The organism is Brasilonema angustatum, assembly GCF_059505445.1.
This window is the reverse complement of sequence record NZ_JCACKO010000136.1, coordinates 109,489-127,513: the sequence shown is the minus strand read 5'-3', so window position 1 is coordinate 127,513 and position 18,025 is coordinate 109,489. Positions and strand designations below refer to the sequence as shown.

14 protein-coding genes are annotated in these 18,025 nt (G+C 41.2%); 4 read left to right on the top strand and 10 right to left on the bottom strand.

Going from position 1 to position 18,025, the window contains the following annotated elements; genetic code table 11:
• The first annotated feature begins 945 nt into the window (after positions 1-945).
• Both AC5JM2_RS25320 and AC5JM2_RS25315 read left to right on the top strand, forming a co-directional pair.
• Positions 946-3,114: a protein kinase domain-containing protein gene (locus tag AC5JM2_RS25320; RefSeq protein WP_495837577.1), complete on the top strand. Its 2,169-nt coding sequence runs from the start codon at positions 946-948 to the stop codon at positions 3,112-3,114.
• 13 nt (positions 3,115-3,127) lie between these two features.
• Complete coding sequence (locus AC5JM2_RS25315) at positions 3,128-4,609, top strand: ammonium transporter (protein WP_495837576.1); 1,482 nt, start codon at positions 3,128-3,130, stop codon at positions 4,607-4,609.
• 14 nt (positions 4,610-4,623) lie between these two features.
• Here AC5JM2_RS25315 and AC5JM2_RS25310 read toward each other — a convergent pair whose 3' ends face one another.
• The 4 genes from AC5JM2_RS25310 to AC5JM2_RS25295 all read right to left on the bottom strand — a co-directional run bounded on the left by AC5JM2_RS25310 (position 4,624) and on the right by AC5JM2_RS25295 (position 7,482).
• On the bottom strand, positions 4,624-5,100 hold the full coding sequence (locus AC5JM2_RS25310) for a roadblock/LC7 domain-containing protein (RefSeq protein ID WP_495837575.1): 477 nt from the start codon (positions 5,098-5,100) through the stop codon (positions 4,624-4,626).
• 181 nt (positions 5,101-5,281) lie between these two features.
• Positions 5,282-5,521, bottom strand: a complete 240-nt coding sequence (locus AC5JM2_RS25305) for a 2Fe-2S iron-sulfur cluster-binding protein (RefSeq protein WP_495837574.1) — start codon at positions 5,519-5,521, stop codon at positions 5,282-5,284.
• Positions 5,522-5,532: 11 nt separating this feature from the next.
• Positions 5,533-7,011 carry a cobyric acid synthase CobQ gene (gene cobQ / locus AC5JM2_RS25300; RefSeq protein ID WP_495837573.1) on the bottom strand — a complete coding sequence of 493 codons (1,479 nt, stop codon included), beginning with the start codon at positions 7,009-7,011 and terminating at the stop codon, positions 5,533-5,535.
• 66 nt (positions 7,012-7,077) lie between these two features.
• Entirely contained in the window at positions 7,078-7,482 is a 405-nt protein-coding gene (locus tag AC5JM2_RS25295; protein ID WP_495837572.1) for an Npun_F0494 family protein, read from the bottom strand.
• 393 nt (positions 7,483-7,875) lie between these two features.
• On the opposite strand from AC5JM2_RS25295, the gene AC5JM2_RS25290 reads away from it, so the two are divergent.
• Positions 7,876-8,229 (top strand): DUF6464 family protein, encoded by a 354-nt coding sequence (locus AC5JM2_RS25290; protein WP_495837571.1) that lies wholly within the window; start codon positions 7,876-7,878, stop codon positions 8,227-8,229.
• Positions 8,230-8,275: 46 nt separating this feature from the next.
• On the opposite strand, the gene fmt is transcribed toward AC5JM2_RS25290, so the two are convergent.
• Complete coding sequence (gene fmt, locus AC5JM2_RS25285) at positions 8,276-9,280, bottom strand: methionyl-tRNA formyltransferase (protein WP_495837570.1); 1,005 nt, start codon at positions 9,278-9,280, stop codon at positions 8,276-8,278.
• Positions 9,281-10,278: 998 nt separating this feature from the next.
• On the opposite strand from fmt, the gene AC5JM2_RS25280 reads away from it, so the two are divergent.
• A complete protein-coding gene (locus AC5JM2_RS25280; RefSeq protein ID WP_495837569.1) occupies positions 10,279-11,631 on the top strand; it encodes a hypothetical protein in 1,353 nt (450 codons plus the stop codon).
• A gap of 265 nt (positions 11,632-11,896) precedes the next feature.
• Here AC5JM2_RS25280 and AC5JM2_RS25275 read toward each other — a convergent pair whose 3' ends face one another.
• The 5 genes from AC5JM2_RS25275 to AC5JM2_RS25255 form a co-directional block, all read right to left on the bottom strand.
• On the bottom strand, positions 11,897-13,324 hold the full coding sequence (locus tag AC5JM2_RS25275; protein ID WP_495837568.1) for a sugar transferase: 1,428 nt from the start codon (positions 13,322-13,324) through the stop codon (positions 11,897-11,899).
• 134 nt (positions 13,325-13,458) lie between these two features.
• On the bottom strand, positions 13,459-14,625 hold the full coding sequence (locus AC5JM2_RS25270) for an endo-1,4-beta-xylanase (RefSeq protein WP_495837567.1): 1,167 nt from the start codon (positions 14,623-14,625) through the stop codon (positions 13,459-13,461).
• 12 nt (positions 14,626-14,637) lie between these two features.
• Positions 14,638-15,783 (bottom strand): glycosyltransferase family 4 protein, encoded by a 1,146-nt coding sequence (locus AC5JM2_RS25265; RefSeq protein ID WP_495837566.1) that lies wholly within the window; start codon positions 15,781-15,783, stop codon positions 14,638-14,640.
• Positions 15,784-15,861: 78 nt separating this feature from the next.
• Entirely contained in the window at positions 15,862-16,671 is an 810-nt protein-coding gene (locus AC5JM2_RS25260) for a WecB/TagA/CpsF family glycosyltransferase (RefSeq protein WP_495837565.1), read from the bottom strand.
• Between the two features lie 162 nt (positions 16,672-16,833).
• On the bottom strand, positions 16,834-18,006 hold the full coding sequence (locus tag AC5JM2_RS25255; RefSeq protein ID WP_495837564.1) for a glycosyltransferase family 4 protein: 1,173 nt from the start codon (positions 18,004-18,006) through the stop codon (positions 16,834-16,836).
• Positions 18,007-18,025: the final 19 nt, after the last annotated feature.

Below are 18,025 nucleotides of genomic sequence, written 5' to 3'. Positions count from 1 at the left end.
AACTAAACAATATCATTATCATAGAAACAATGAAAAGCTCACATACATAATTTTTATATAGAAGAATTTAGTGAGCGAACTATCAGTTGATTAAGTATCATGGCAATTTATAATATCAGGACTAGCTCAATGATGAAAGAGGTGTTCGCGTAGCGGCTGCTTTGCAGCGTCGATCCTGCAAGAAAAAGGGATCTTCTCTCTCAAAAGGCGATTTCTAGCCCCTAAGAGGGGCGGCACTCTCGGACGGAAAGCTACGCTTAACGCTCTTGTGTTCGACAAAAGCTATATAGCAATCCATGCCGGAGTTGTGAAATTACTCGTTGAGGCAGGGAACGCTTAACGCTTAACAGGAAAGAATAAAGTACATTTGTACTTTATTTCTTACAAATGAAATAGGATTGCTATATATACCTCAAAACTTGTATAAACTTGCAAGCATATTTTACAGTACAAGGAGTTCCAGACATGATGGATTCTTTATTGCGGCGCTCACTTACAGAAAAACTTTCCTAGAAGATGAAACCGTTTGACTATATAGACGTGGGCATCTGGACTAGGCTAAGCTAATATACAGTATCTACTTATACCAATTCCCCATGATAGCTTGCGTGGCGTAGCCATATAGGACTCGTGTTTGATTTTTGACGAAGCTAGGTACACTTTTATTGCTTCTTAAGCGTTCCCTGTTCCCTGTTAAGCGTCTCTACTTTGTAATTCACCCTATGGCTAACGCCACGCCTTACGGTGAGACCAGCACTGGTCTGACCAAATCAAACCGGATTCCTATAGATGAGTTTAATGCTTCTTAATAACTTTGTCTGGAAAACTTACACACTGTAGTTGTTTGTCACCAAATATTAAGTAAAAGTTTACTCCAGAATTGGTATTACGAAACTCAGTTCATAATTAGATATAAGTTAAAATCTTTGCTAAAACAAAAATATTGTGAGCTACTGCATTAACCCCTGGTGTCAACAGCGCCAAAATCCTAATTATGTGGAGCGTTGTCAAAGCTGTGGGAATAGCTTATTTGTAAATGAGCGATATCAGTTAGTAAAACCGTTGCGCGAATTGCGCCAACAACAATATACTGAAGTCTTTGAGGTAGATGATCGGGGCACACGAAAAGTCCTAAAAGTTCTCAAAGAAGATGATCCGAAGTTGATCGAAATGTTGCAGCGAGAGGCAAGCGTCTTAAGCACTCTCAAGCACCCAGGAATTCCTAGAATCGACCCGGATGGATACTTTACCTTAACCTTAAACCTTGGCTACGGTTCTAGGATATTGCACTGTTTAGTGCTTGAGAAAATTGAGGGGCAAAATTTATGGCAGTGGTTAGAGCAAAATCAACCAATTTCTCAAAGGCAAGCTCTGGTTTGGTTGCAACAAGTTATAGAGATTCTAGCTTTAGTGCATGAGAACAAGCTTTTCCATCGGGATATCAAGCCATCTAACATCATGCTCAAACCTGATGGCCAACTTGTGTTAATTGACTTTGGTTCTGTTAAATATGGTACAAAAGCTTATTTAACTAGTATACGTAAGGGTTTTGAAGGTACGATTATATTGTCATCTGGTTATACGCCGCCAGAACAAATCAAAGGCAAAGCTGTCAAGCAATCAGATTTTTATGCACTAGGACGGACATTTGTCAACTTAATAACGGGCTACCCTCCAAGTGCATTTGCTGAGGATTCGACAACAGGTCAGTTGATTTGGCGAGATAGCGCTCCTGGGATCTCAAAGCCATTGGCAGATTTAATTGATTCCCTGATGGCTTTGTCTCCAAATCACAGACCTGAAAATACGCGGCTTATTTTGCAAAGACTAGAAAAGATTAGTCGCGAAACTGATGAATTGATGCAAGCTATAGAGTCATCAATTCATTCAAGTTTGTCACAACTGCCTCAACCGCTAAAATTTTTTACTGAACAAATTCTCAAAAATAAACTTCAGCGGTTGGCCAAGCAAAGTAGAATTCCTAAAATAGCTCTTTACGGGCGTTCTGGAGCGGGTAAATCATCTCTGATTAATGCCATTTTAGGACGGAGTGTTACCGAGATTGGTTTAGCCAAAGCAACAACACAAATTACTGAAATATACGATTATGAGCGCAATGGGTGGAAATTAAGATTTGTAGACTCACGTGGTGTAGGTGACTCACGCGATCATGCAGCCTTTGAACAAGCCATTAACGATGTCGTCCAAAACAAAGTAGACATCCTGTTATTTGTGATTCCAGCTGATGAGCGAGCATATGTGCCTAGCGATATTGATTTTCTCACTGAACTGAAATCAACGCACAAGCGAAAACATGGAATTGAACTACCAGTTATTTTGGTTTTAAATAAGATTGATCGAATTCAACCTACCTCAGAGTGGAATCCGCCCTACAACGTTTTTGACTCCCAAATTCGTGACACTAAATTCAAAACAGCCAGACAGCAAGCAAAGGAAGCAAATATTCGTGATTGCGTTATGGCGAGAATCACCGAGTACAAAACTCTGAGTTCAATTTATGTTTATATTTGTACTTTATGGGATGAATACGACGATAAACGGTACAACATAGAAGAACTCGCTCTACGAATATATAAGTGTATTCCTGACGAAGCCGGTAAACAGGGCTTTGGAGGAGCAACCGCTGCGATCGCACTCAAAAAAGCTGTTGCTCGGGACTATACATTTGTCGCAGCATGTTTGGCATTTCTTACTGGTTGGTTTCCTTTTGGTAACGAAAAGGGAGTATTGTCCATACAAAGTCGCTTGGTCAGTATGATTGCCCAAATTGCTACTAACGCAGATCAAAGCAATGAAGCGGAAAAATTATTAAGACAATTAGGTGTTCAACAAGCTGATATGAAATCACCTTTGTCTACGACATTGGCAATTGGTGAAGCGGCGATTCGCTACTTTATTGAGCAAGACAGCACTATTGAACAAGCCCAGCAGGCTTTTGTCCAAGAAAAAGAACGACGAGAACCAGAATTTCAAGAAGCACTCAAGGGAGGAACTAACAAAGTAGTGAGCAAACTGCGAGAGATAGATCAAGAACTGTATGAGCGCTACGGCTTGCCACGTATGTATGAGGATGATAAGGATGATATATTGTGAAACTTGACAGAATATGAAATTAGACAAACCAAAACTCAAAGAATTAAAGTGCAAAAAAAGCTGGCTGTCACTGAATTGGAAATTCAGCTTACCCTTGGCAGCTATCATTGTGCTGATTTTGAATTACGCTGCAGTTGCCCAAACTTCCACATCCCCAGTACAACCCTCTCTAAACTTACAAGTGGCTGTGGACACGGTATGGGTGCTGTTCACTGCCTGTTTAGTGTTCTTTATGAATGCTGGCTTTGCAATGTTGGAAACAGGCTTGTGTCGCCACAAGAATGCCGTCAATATATTAGCTCAAAACTTCATTATATTTGCACTGGCAACAGTGGCTTTCTGGGTAATTGGCTGTGCGCTTATGTTTGGGGACAACACAAACCCATTGTTTGGAACAAAAGGTTGGTTTTTTGATGGAACAGACCAACAGATGTTTAAATCCCTCAAGTCTGATGTACCTCAGTCAGCTCTATTTTTCTTTCAACTCGTTTTTGCAGGCACCGCAGGAACTATTTTTACTGGAGCGGTTGCTGAACGGATTAAGTTTATTGCATTTTTTATCTTTGGCTTTTTACTGATTGCTATTTCCTACCCAATTACTGGTCACTGGATTTGGGGAGGTGGTTGGCTAGCCAAATTAGGCTTCTACGATTTTGCTGGTTCGACTGTGGTTCATTCGGTTGGTGGTTGGGCGGCTTTAGTGGGAGCTTGGCTGTTGGGACCACGGTTGTACAAACTTGAATCACGTGGTGCACCGATTTATCGCTATCTAAAAAACGGTAGCAACATTGCCATGCCTGGGCATAATCAGAGTATGGCTACTCTGGGGGGCTTTATTCTTTGGTTGGGTTGGTTTGGCTTTAATGCAGGCTCAACGCTCAAAGCTGATCCTGGTGCGATCGCTCATATTTTCCTCACAACCAACATGGCAGCTGCAACGGGTGGTATTGCAGCAACCCTGATTTCCTGGAGGCGCTTTGGTAAACCTGAACTTAGCATGATCCTCAATGGAGTCTTGGCAGGTTTGGTATCCATTACAGCTTCCTCTGCCTTCGTTAGCATTCGCAGTGCGTTTTGGATTGGTCTGATTGCAGGAATCCTTGTGTTCTTCTCAGTACTTTTTATAGACGCAAACTTAAAAATTGATGACCCAGTGGGTGCTATCTCAGTTCACCTTGTCAATGGTATCTGGGGAACATTAGCTGTGGGCTTATTTAGCGTCGGTATAGAAGATAAACTACGCAGTAATGCTGTGCTATTCGCGCCTGGTCCAAAACCAGGATTATTCTATGGTGGGGGTTTAGAACAATTATTGATTCAGTTACTTGGTATTATCTCAGTGGGTATTTTCACGTTTGTGTTCTCCTGGCTTGCTTGGTCGGGAATTCAAGCTATAGTTGGTCTGCGAGTTTCAGCCCAAGCAGAACTTGATGGTTTGGATATTAGTGAGCATGACATGGATGGTTACCACGGATTTGAGAAAAAACAGGTATAGCAAATCTTCACTGCTTACTCAGGTATCTTACTTCCTCTATACATTAAAGGATTGGAAAATTTACCAGGCTTATTAGTAAGTTTTGATACAGATTCTTGCAATTTTGTCTGATTCGAGTCTGTGCTCTGAGACTCCTCATCTTTGAGTACAGCGTTCAACTTCTCTACAGTGCGATTGATATCTACAAGTAGCATCCCTTCTGGAATATTACTGGCAATGACTAGTAAGAAAACATCAGGGCTACAGGTGGTTAAAATCACATAACCGTCTGCACCTTTAACCGAAATCTGCTCAATCCCCTCCCATTGCACTTCCTTACGGGTGCGGTTAGCCAAATAAATCATTGTTCCCGCCATAATCAATGCGGAATCATCATTCATCCCAATTGTTGTGATCGGCTTACCCTCAGAATTCACGAGTGCTGTACCCTGAAAGCCCATCATACTACTAGCAAATTTTTTTAAAATTGCCTTAATCTCATCTATATTCATGATTCGCTATATGTTTTGTTCTGCTAGAGGATATCACTTATTTGATGATAACCTAGCAAATTTTCGGAGATTGATCGTTACTCCACGGCGATCGCTAATGAGGATAGGACACAAGAGTTAGGAGTGATCAGTTCAAAACTTATAACTCCTAACTAATAGCTATTATTAGCTATTATTTCAATCACCAAGTTGGGTCACTAAACAAATTTATCGTCAACTCTTCGCGTCTTGGCGGTACTGCTGTAATGCAGGCACGAATGGTGTGTCCATCCTCAACTTCCACACTGCAAGCGTGACATGATCCCATTAGACACCCAGTGGGAATAAACACACCCGCTCGGTCTGCTACGTCGAGCAGGGGTTCTCCCACTTCAGCATCAACTGTAACATCATCTGGTAGGAAGCGGACGCGAACAGTCATGAAAACTACCCTCAAGGTAAAAACGGTGTTAAGTCCAAATGGCGTTCAACTTCAGCAGCGACAGAGTCTAAAATATGCTCTCTTTGTTCCCGGTAATTGGCAACTCCTGTTGGCAAAGATTTTAAACCCCGCTGTTGACGTAGACGATTTAACCAAGCACGTCTCCAAGGACCATTGTCAAAAATACCGTGGAGATAAGTACCCCAGACCGATAAGCAATTATCCACCAAACCTAAATTAGCATCATCGAATAAAGTATGGTAGTTTTCGGTTTCTGTTGGAGGAATTTCTATACGCGATCGCCCTTGATGAATTTCAAATCCGATCACAGGTAAGCCCATTTGTGGAAAATGCGAGTTGACTTGGCGTTGACGAGCGACTTTCTGTCCTGTGATCACAGTTTTTATCGGTAATAACCCTAATCCTTGATATCTGCCTGCTTGTCCTTCAAGTCCCTCTGGATCGGCTATCATCTGACCTAATATTTGGTACCCACCACAGATACCCAAAACTGTACCGCCTGCTGCTGCATAGTGTTGAATTGCTTCTGCCATACCACTTTTTTGCAGCAATATCAAGTCAGGAATTGTTGTTTTTGTACCAGGAATAATCAGTGCATCAGGATGTCCCAATTCTTGCTTGGGACTAATATATTTTACCCCTACTGTAGGTTCTGATTCTAGTGGATCAAAGTCAGTAAAGTTAGAAATTCTCGGTAAGCGAATCACACTAATACTGAGTTCAGTTTGTATCTTTTGTACTCTCCGTTCTAACAGGTCGAGGGAATCTTCCGCAGGATATAACTCTTCCAAGTAAGGGATAACACCGACAACAGGAATACCAGTGCGTTCTTCCAACCATTTTATTCCGGGTTCTAGGAGCGATCGCTGTCCACGGAATTTATTAATTACAATACCGCGAATTAAAGCACGTTCTTCTGGTTCGAGTAACTCCAGGGTTCCTATGATATGGGCAAAAGCACCACCTCTATCAATATCAACAACCAATAGAGTTGATGCATTCAAGTATTTTGCTACCCGCATATTGGTTAAATCTCGGTGCTTGATGTTAATCTCCGCAGGGCTACCAGCACCTTCGCAAACCAACAAATCAAATTCTGTACTCAAATGCTGTAGAGATTCTTCAATTGCCCGCCACCCTAGCTCAAAATATTGTTCGTAGTACTCTACAGCGCCGACTCTACCCATAGGTTTTCCCTTGATTATGACTTGAGAAGTCATATCTCCTTGTGGTTTGAGTAAAATAGGATTCATTTCTACCCAAGGAATAACTCCCGCAGCCCAAGCTTGTACCGCCTGGGCGTAGCCAATTTCTCCACCATTTGCGGTCACATAAGCATTTAAAGCCATATTTTGACCTTTGAAGGGAGCCACTCGCCAGCCACGACGCGATAGTATACGACAAATAGCTGCCGTTAACAGTGATTTCCCGGCGTGGGATGTTGTTCCCACTATCATAATTGCTTTCATTTCAAACCTCCAGGAGACCCCCGCTTAATTCGGTATATAAATGAGAACCGCTATATACTCTTAATTCTAAAAGGGTAACCTAAACCAACGAATAACAGCATTGTATAGGTTATCACTCAATGTAGGAGCCCGCCAAGATTTTGTTTGAAATTGTTCTACTATCTGACGACCAACAGGAGTGAGGCGAAAACTATCTGTAATTCCTTGACCATCTACTTCGCGCCGCAGAACACCCACTTGGATCAGCCACACAAGTGCATTATCTGCTACTAACTCGGAGATAGAATGTTTAGTGTAGCCATTTTGCACACCAGCACTAGCAGTCATTTCACTTAATGCTACTCGACGAGAGCGCATTGTTTCAAACAAGCAAGGATTGAAGGGAGAACACACTAAGGCTCGTTCGGCTCGTTCTAGGGTGCTGCGAGAATAAGTAAAGGTTTTCTGGTTTTGAGAATCAATACGAGGCATTTTGTAACTTTGAATACTTTTTAGCTTGGAATCTCAAACTGCTAAAACATGAGAAAACATGAGCTAGTAAAATCTTACTTCATGGTTTGACATCTCCCCTCCTGAGAAAAGAAGGGAGTTGAGTTTTTAATAGGACTTACGCACCATTTGCCACCAAACCGATTTCTCCGTTCGTATTTGCTTGCGAAACATAGGATTTTTGGTATGAACCGGGTTTGTTTGCGTAAGTCCTGTTTAATAAGCCCATACGCTTCTATGCATGAATCTCACAGCTTCTATGTGTGAGTGTTTTAAAAAATATTAGCAAATAGTTAACAATAGCATAAACTATCCAAGTCAACACAGGCAGGTGCGTTAACATCCTATTAATGTAAATCACATTACACAAAGCTTATGGAACCAGATTCTCTACCAACTGAGGTGATTCTGACGCATTCGCGTCAGTCCCTCGGGAGTATGAAACTTGATTGGGCACCACAACCTGGAAATTATCTTGACTTTGAAGGCAAAACATATGCAGTTTTAGAGCGCCGCCACCGTTATCAATTCAAGGCAGGGCGCTATCGTTTGCAAAAAATTGCTTTATACGTACAGTCCGCTATAAGACCAAGTGAAAAAAGTCTTGTAGCAGGACGCTGGGTGATCGGCGATGCCACCTGCCGCTACAATGCTTGTTCAGAAATCATGCGCTGTGCGGTTAACCCAGATGGACCATGTGAAACATGCCGCTACTACGAGAGTGCTTAGTGCTGAGAAAAATAAAGGAAATTTGGAAACAATCACTCATCACTCATCACTCAGCATTCCCAAATACCTCTGTCACAGCTAAACGCGAACCATTAACAAAATCCCATCCTGACTGGGGACGTTTGCCTGCACTTTGAACTTCTCGCAAGAGCAATAAACCCTTTCCAGTTTGGACAATTGCTCCCATCCCCTTGATGATGCTTACAACTTCCCCTGGACTACCCGATACAGTTGACAAATTAGGTAATTGATGCATTATGTCTTGGAGATCTGCTGGTAGTTCATAACCATCAGCATCATCAAGGGGAGCAGTGGCAGTAATTTTCAGTGGTTGGTTGCGGAAGGTAGTGATACAGTCTGGAAAAAACCCTCTGATTTGATTGTGTAATTGTATAGCGCTCTTTGACCAATCTAATTGATAATCCTCTTTCTTAATCAAAGGCGCATAAGTCGCTTGAGAATTATCTTGAGGAATTGGCTGAATTTCCTGGTGTTCCAGCTTGCACAAAGTCTCTACCAACAAATCTGCACCCAAAACCGCAAGTTTTTCTGCCAAATTATGAGCATTATCTAGTAATTCTATCGGTGTTGTGGCTTTGAGAAGCATTGCACCAGTATCCATTCCTGCATCCATTAACATTGTTGTGATACCGGTTGCAATCTCGCTGTTATACAAACACCACTGAATCGGAGCAGCACCTCGATACTTAGGTAAAATTGAGCCATGCACATTAACACAACCCAATTTAGGCATATCTAAAATTTCTTGAGAGAGAATTTGCCCATAGGCAACGACGACAAACACATCAGCGTCTGAGTCTTTGAGTTTCGTTAAAGTTTCAATGTCTTTTTTCACCCGCTGAGGTTGCCATACAGGGACATTAGCAGAGGTGGCGACAGCTTTTACTGGTGAGGGTATCAGTTGATTTCCACGTCCCCGACGTTTATCAGGCTGTGTTACAACTGCCAAGACATCAAATTCTGGATGATTCAGTAGTTTTTCCAGAGTTGGTACAGCAAAACTAGGAGTGCCAAAGAATACGATTTTCATCAGTAATCAGTTATTAGGAGGCAGTGCTCGAAAACGGGTTCGGTCAGGCTACTGGACATGTGCGAAGGGAAACGCTTTGCCGACTTAAAACACAAGCGCGTCACCTGCCCTTCATTAGGAGCCACTGCGTTATATCGTACTCCAACTGACTTGATATCCTGTTTTTTCCTAGAGTTGTTAAGATAATAGGACTTACGCACTGTACAAACAGACAGAACTTACGCAACGAGATCCAGCAGTTTGGGAGGGTGTAAGGGGGTAAGGGTTTAGGGGTGTAAGGGTTTGAAACACCTACACCCGTGGCTTCCCTATACCCCTATACCCTTGCCCAAACCCGCTTATTTCTCGTTTTCATGCGTAAGTCCTAAGAGAAAATAATGTGGATTAACTAAAGTACAACCTTAATGACGTTTTTCTTTAAAAGAATTTACAAAATCCTCACAAAATCCTCATATTTCATATATATGTTGGAAATGACAATTCTCATTAAGCCGAAATCATGCCTCTTAAAAAAAGTTCAAACCGAAGATTTGACTCAATCCACATAATCAATTTTTTGACAATGCGTAAGTCCTAGATAATTCATCAAGCGTTGTATTCTTTTCATCTTCGATCATTTTTGCGATCACCCTTTATGCTTTAATGGGTCAATTAACATTTGTGTATCCCTACCCCAAAAATATTGGGGAATTCTCTAAGATGTTGTACAAGCGATTTACGGAGCGGGTTTATCAGTCGTCCTAATTTGTTGGTTTTGTTAAACCTCTTAAGATCCGCCTGAGTGATGGTTTCCAATTTTTTGGTTTACTACCGTTCCGAAAAATCCTGTAGGCAGAACGGGTACTACTAATGACTCAGTTTTGTAAAAGTATGCGAAATTTGAGTAAACTATATCGTTAAAACTGCTAGTTCCTTGTTATACATATAATGATAGCTTGCTCTATTGCTGCATCCCTGTCTGCTCCTCACACAGCAACCGCCCTCTAGGAAGTCAACAAATGCTTAAACACCTTATGCTGTCTGGATGGTTCCGTGCGCAACCATTCGTTAAGTACCTCATTTTTGTGATGCTGATCGCGCCCTTGACTGCAGCATCAGAACACATGACTTCGGCACAACAAATACAAGTCGCTAAAGTTCCTTCTGTAACAACACAGCCAGACTCTGTAGCGGTTCACTCCCTGTTAAAGGCAACGGCTGCAGTTGATCAAGCTAACTTCATTTCAGTACCAAAAGCAGCGCCAATCAACTCCTTTACAGAAAAATCTGACTCTATAGCAAAGTCTGTAGGTGCGGTTTCTCAACCGCAAACACAAATAATAGATGAACAAACAAATCAGATTGATACTTTAACAGTAAAAGATAGTTCTGGATCAGTTGAGAAGCCCGATAATAATTCATTGGTACTAGTTGATCTAGCGTCACCACCAAAAGAATCTGAGTCGGCATCAAACGAGATGGCAGCTAGTCAACACAATTTAGTGCAACGATTGAAAGCCTCTAAAGTTATAGCGTTGGCAACAAACAATGTGTCTGCATCTGGGGAAGTGCTTGCTGCTAAAACATTGGAAACAGTTAAGATTGACCCTTTCAAAAAAGGACAACAAAAGTCAACAGCAGTGCCTGTTGTAGAACAACCAGGAGAACAAGCTCAAGGCGCACAGCAAGATCCTATAGGAAGTCCTCATCCTATTCCTTGGACTTGGATACAGGCGACTCAAGATGCTATTAGTTCTAGAGGTGTTGCTGGAGTGCGTTACTACCGCAGTATGCCTGTTATTTCTGCAGATGGTAGATATGCTATGTACAGCCGGGTACAACTGGAAGTCAAACCACAAATGTACAATAGCCGCGTGACTAGCGTTCTATTTGTAGAAGATAGGCAAACTAAGAACTTGCGAGTGGTTAGCTCAACTGCTCCCATTAACGATCCCCTATTAAAGGTTCAGGTTTCTTCACCAAGTGATTCACAAGGAACTATTGCGGTATTGGTTCCTGTTAGCTGGTCACAAAAAGGCGATCGCTTTTTAGCACGCAAGTTTGAAGGAGCGATGAACACTTCTGATGTCACAGATTATGCAGTCATATGGGATCGGGAACAAAATCGCTCTGAGAATGTCACTCCTTCACAAGAACAATACAAACACGACATAGCTGTGTTGTTAGGTTGGAGTAAAACTCACCCTGACCAAGTGGTATTTCGTGCCGGCGAATTGGGTGAAGAACAATGGCCCTTGATGACAGTTGCTTACGATGGCAAAACTACAGCTGCTACAACTACAGAGCAGCCAGTTATTTATGGTCAAAGGATAACAGACGTCTGGGCTGGTCCACAAGTCGCCTACAGATAGATCATATTTGTCCAGTTGCCCATAACTAGGACTAACACAGAGAAAATCAAACCTTTAATTTAGCGACTGAGTGAAAATATTCGGGTTCAAGAGCAATAATTCAATCACTTCAGTCGCTTAACTAGTTTTTACAAATTGTAATCTGAGCCTGAGAAAGAGCAGAAATCTAGAATAGAAAATCTCTACTTTGACAGGCTCAACCTTCAAAAATGATAAAAAAAGTTAAGAAGCAGGTGGATAAAACTTCTGCATTTTATTTGCCAATTTAATAAGCACCTGTTTTGTTCAGAACAACTTGAACAGTTTTGAACAAAATTTTCACATCTAGCCAGATTGACCAATTTTCAATGTAAGATAGATCTAACTTGACTGCGTCTTCAAAGTTATCGATATTGGAACGTCCAGAAATTTGCCACCATCCAGTAATACCGGGCAACACTTCTTGACGGATATAGTGTCCTGTTTTGAATTTTTCTACATCTCTTAGAGGAAGAGGACGCGGACCAACCAAACTCATTTGTCCGAGTAAAACATTAAAAAGTTGGGGCAATTCATCTAGACTATAACGGCGCAGAAATTTACCAACTTTTGTGATCCGAGGGTCATCCTTCATCTTAAACAAGACACCATCTTTGATTTCATTGTTTGTTTCTAAGGCTTTTTGCATCTTTTCCGCATCGGTTATCATTGTGCGGAACTTACAAATTTGAAACTTCTTACAATGTAGACCAATTCGATCCTGCCTGAACAAGATTGGTCCTGGAGAATCGAGCTTAATCACCAGAGCAATTAACGCAAAAACAGGTGAGAGTATTAGTAACAAAATAATGGAACAACAAAGGTCAAAAGACCGCTTTACCCAAAAATCAGTGCCTGCAATAATGGGTGCTGGAATACTCATACAAGGGACTCCACCTATGACCCATAATACGGATTTAGGATGGAAAGCTGTGGCTTGTGTAGGGAGTATTCTCAGGGTAATACCAGCTGTGTAAAAATGCCAGCAAATAAACAGACGATTTTTAATTGCATTCCAAGAAACAAAAACCTCTACTATTCCTTGATTGCGAAGATATTTCAAGGTTTGTTCTCTGTTAGGCCTGTCGAGACACTTAGAGTTAGAAGTTCCCTGTACAATATAGCATTTTTCATGTTGTATTAACTTAAGATGACTCTCTTGCTCTTCTGTCTCTGAAATCAGAAAAACGGGATAACAAATTGCTCCTTTGTTGCGAAGAAGTGTAGTGGTAACATCAAAGATACAACGCCCGAGACAGATAAAGGCTACAGAGAAAAACCACAATAGTAGAAAAAAGGAACGAGAAAAATAACTCTCTGATTCGTAGAAAATATCAATCACCAAGAGGAATATTTGTGACAAAGATACTGCTTTAATCAGCTTATAATAGTTACGACGATTTATGCCTGCTTTATAGAGTCCTTTACCTGCAATAATTCCTATCTCAATTGTTAAAACTAGCGGTAGTTGAGATATTTGTTGTGTCCAAAGAGATTTTAGTTGAATCCCAAAAGATACTGACAACTTCCATGCAAGGATTAGGGAAATAACATCCAAAAAGATAAGTATTAAGACCCGCCAAAATCGGATAGCTAATCCTCTCTGTATCTTTGTACCTTTGGGTGAACGTATATCGGGTTTGAAATTTACTTTTGATTCACTTCTGGAAGCCACAATTCGTATCCCTCCTTATATTTGTGCCGTTATGGCGATTTTTATTCGAGTCGAATACATTTGGTGTATGCAACCATAGGGTCTTACCGTTAAAGGCAAGAGTTATTCTTAATTAATTTGATCGGGAATTGAAATTAACGCTTTGGAGCTTTGTCAAAGGCTCTTGCCATAGCATTCCATGCCAATTTAGGTTTCATATTGAAATCGAAAGGTAAAGGTCGTAATGGCGCTCTATCTGAGCGGGGAAACCTCGAAAGCCATGTGTCGCTATCAGTAAATCCCCAAGTTATGACTGCAATGACAGCAGGTTCATTTAGAACAACAGAAAGATAGTCTTCGTAGACACTTGCAACAATGCGATCGCGGACATCTATATCTTTAGGCAAGTCATTGTCTGCTACATCTAGCTCAGTAATCAGAATTTTTAGACCAAGACTGGCAACATCACGTAGAAAAGCTCTCAGCTTTTTTGGATTGAATGGTTTATCTGCGAACAAGTGAGCTTGTATGCCTAAGGCTTGAACAGGTGTACCTTTAGACTTCAAAGTTTCTAGTAATTTCAGTGTAGCAATTCTTCTTGCTTCATGCTCGGGTATATCATGATCCAATAAAGCATCGTTATATACCAACAGCGCCTTGGGATCAGCATCTCTAGCAGTGCGAAAGGCAATGTCGATATAATCTGGACCCAAAAACTTTAGCCAAGGTGTGTTTTGTAAACCATCAGGTCGTCCGTGTTTCGGCTCAATTGCCTCGTTTACCACATCCCATGAGTGAATTCGTCCAGCATACCGTTTAACAATTGTTGAAACATGGTTTGTTAGAATGTTCTCAATTTCTTTAGAAGTCGTTTTGTGGTCTTGAAATTTACTAGTTAACCAATCAGGAATGACTTGATGCCAAACTAAAGGATGTCCCCGGAAAAGCATCCCATGTTCAGACGCAAATTGGGCAAAAGAATCAGTATCATGAAAGTTGAAATTATTGATACTAGGGCGAGTTACACCCCAATAAAACCCCCCTACTAGAAGACCACACTCCCGAATGAAAGCAGACTGTAATTGCTTATTCTTGGATAAATTTTCGTAACCGAAAGACGGAAATGCTCCATAGATTAATCCTTTAAGAGCAGCCCGTTTGCGTAAAGAGGTATTACCGACCACAGAAAAACGTCTCTTTGGGTTATATAGAGCTTTAACTTGATTGTAGTTCTTGAATCTATTGGCACAAGCAAAAGGAACCGTGCTTGCTAAAGTTCCTAATCCTAGTAGAAGTTCACGCCGTTTGATCAAAAATCGCATTTTGATTAATTGTTAGTACATTAACTCTGCTAACAACGTTTTCACAGTTTTACCAGCCACTGACCAGTTAAGACGAGACTGATATTCATGAAATGAGGATAATGCTAGTTGTTTGTACCTTGAGTACTCAATAAATAAATCAGAAATGTAGTCACAATATTCTTTAATGCTGGCTTCTTTGGAAAAGGTTTTACCGTTCACATTATCTTTGATAATTGTTCCAATTCCACCAACATTCGTTGCAAGACAAGGAACACCAAAGGAGTTTGCTTCACAAAACACTACTCCAAAGCACTCTGCTTTAGAAGGCACAATGAGGAAATGTGCAGTAGATAAGAGTGAATCAAGCTGCTTTCTACCCTCCACAGTAGATTTGCTAATAAAATCAAATACCTTTACATAACTGGGTAGCTGTTGATCAACAATAGGTAGACAGCCTACAACTGACAACTCTGTACTTAAACCTGACTGATTTAATTCTTTGGCCACTTCAAGAGCAACATTACCACCCTTTCTATACCAATCAACACCTAAGAAGACAAGATTACATTGATTTGAGGGTCTTGAATCTATAAGTGCTTTAATATCATCAAGAGTTTGCTCGGATTCTATGTTAGCACCGAAGGGGACAATTTTTACCTTTGCTGGATCAATTTGATAGTTATCAATCGCTGTTTTAGCAGCCCATTCTGATGAATAGATTGCTAATTGACATCGTTCGAGAGCAGATCTTTCTGCTGCATGACCACTTTGAATAGTTTCTTGGCACAAATTACTGAATTGCGGATAAAAATCAACCATGCCTGCGAAAGTGGCATCGGTCCAAAAGGCAATTGGTTGATTGCAATCAAGATAGGAGATGGGAATAGTTCCTTCGCTGAATACAATGTCACAATTCAGGTGAGATAACTTGCTAGCAACCTGCTTTGCATAATGCTTCAAAATGAACGGTTCTCTATCTCGTAAGTATCTCTTTTTAGGGAAGGCACGGTATGCAAGTTGCTTTCCTTTAAATAATAAAACATTTTTCTGTTTTAAAGAAGAGATGTAATCAACCTTAGTGTCTTGTTGGCGCAGCGTCTGCAGCATGTGGTAAACAGTACCCGACCACGCTTTAATGTTGGTAGCATCATGCCTGGTTACATAAGCTAGTTTCATTGCTTTTGTGTGTTTCTAATAAGTGTGCTATCATCTCGTCGTTTTGCAATGAGGCTGCATAATGACTATCATGAAAAGTTAATCTAGGGAATTTGTTTCAAACAGTCTCCAGCCGAACTTGCTTGCTAGCCATTGGATCACAAAAAACAGCAAAAACCGTGGATTGTGCTTAAAGTAACGTTTCCATAAACGTTTTGGTTCCATGATCAGCCTAAAGAGCCACTCCATACCCCTTTTCTGCATCCAGCTAGGGGCTTGCTTAACACGGCCTGAATGAAAATCGAAGGCGGCACCGACACCGAGTGTAACGGCAGGAATCCGGTTTTTGTGGGCTGCCATCCACAATTCTTGTCTAGGACAACCGATGCCCACAAATAAAATTCGTGCGCCTGACTCTACAATTTGCTGGGTGTAAGCATCATCTTCTTGGGGTGTTAACGGGCGAAAAGGTGGGGAAATTTTACAGGCAATCTGAAGGTCTGGAAAACGCTGATGCAAAAATTTTACAAATGCACTTAAGCTTTCTGATGTTCCACCATAAAGCCCAATTGGTATACCAGCTTTTGCTGCAGCTTCGCATACGTACAGCGTCAGGGTAGGACCGTAAACTCGGGAGGCATTTTTGACACCAAGCGCAGTCAAAGCCCAAACTAAGGGCATACCATCGGGTGTTACTAGGGCAGCAGTATTAACTACACTAGCAAATGCAGGATTGTCGTAAACTTCCATAGTCATGTGCACGTTAGCGACACAGATGTAGCAACTTTTTCTCGCTTGGGCCCAGTCCAAAATCCTCTGTGTAGCGTCTTGGTAACTGGTAATGTCTACTCGCATGCCCACTATATAGCGGTGCTTAAGAAGATTCCGTTGACGATTTGTGAGTTTCATGTAGTATTAGTATCTCCGTGTCAGGACGTACATTACGCATACTGGAGTTGCTAAAAAAGTTACGGGTTCAGAACAGATGAATCTGCCTGAACCCGCTATAATTGCAACACGCATATTTAATTTCAAGATAAGTTTGATCACGTTTGCTAGGTCATCATTAACTCACCTCTTACAGTTGACAACTCGGTTATAAATATCCATCAACATCTGGTAATTTTTTTGTGCCGTGTACTTTGCTTCAAACTCAGATCTAGCTTCTCGCCGCATATGAGTGAGCTTTCCTGGATTCGCTAAAATCCACTCCACCTTGGCTATTAAATCATCCGCATCACCAGGACGGAAGTAAAACCCAGTTCTACCAGGATCTACAATCTCTGCTATTGCACCGATATTTGCCGCGAGCACAGGAGTACCTTTAGCAAAAGCCTCAATAGCTACAAGACCAAAGGTTTCATACCATTCTGACGGAAAGACTAAAAACATGGCTTCACCCATCAAAGAATGCACTTCTTGTACCGATCTACGTCCAAGGTATTCCACTTGGGAAAATTTATTAGCTGCTTGTTTTACTTGATCGGCTAACGGACCATCTCCCACAATCTTCAAAGGAATTTGTCTGCCAAGTTTTTCCCAAGCTTTTATAAGTGTTTTTATTCCTTTTTCAGGCGACAGGCGACCCACAAACAGCGCATATTTACCTTTTCCATTACCTTCACCAGGGTCAGGATAGATAAAATTTGGTTTGACAGTAAGCTTTGATGGAGGCAAGTTTGCTTGAATAAATTTTTTGCGAGCAAACTCTGTAATGGTGATGTATTGGTCTACATTGTTTTCCCAGGTTTCTAGAAATCGATGTACAAATTGCATCGTTGCAACGACACTTGCCCCTGTTTTACTATCCCGATAACAACCGTGAAAAATACCAGGCCAAGGAAAAGATTTTCCAAGACAGTCTTCACACACCTTGCCCTCTCGAAAGAAATAGGAATTGAGACAAAATAAACGATAGTTATGCAGCGTTTGTACGACTGGTATACCTACCTCCTGACAGGCATAGTGAACGGAAGGCGAAAGCAGTGGGAAAAAGTTATGTATATGCACAACGTCAGGTTGAAACCTGGCAATTTCTGCAAGTACTAACTGTTTTGATGAGAGGGAATAAATGGCACTGACAGCTGCCTTAAGTTTTTCTAAAGAACTCGTAATATTGTCATTATTGACTTCCAGTAAAGCTATAGTGTGACCATTTGCCTCTAGAAGGGCTTTTTCTGTTTGCATGGTGACATCTTCGCCACCACCAATTTGATAGCGATTATGTAAAATTAAGATGCGCACAATTGTCTGACTCCTGTAT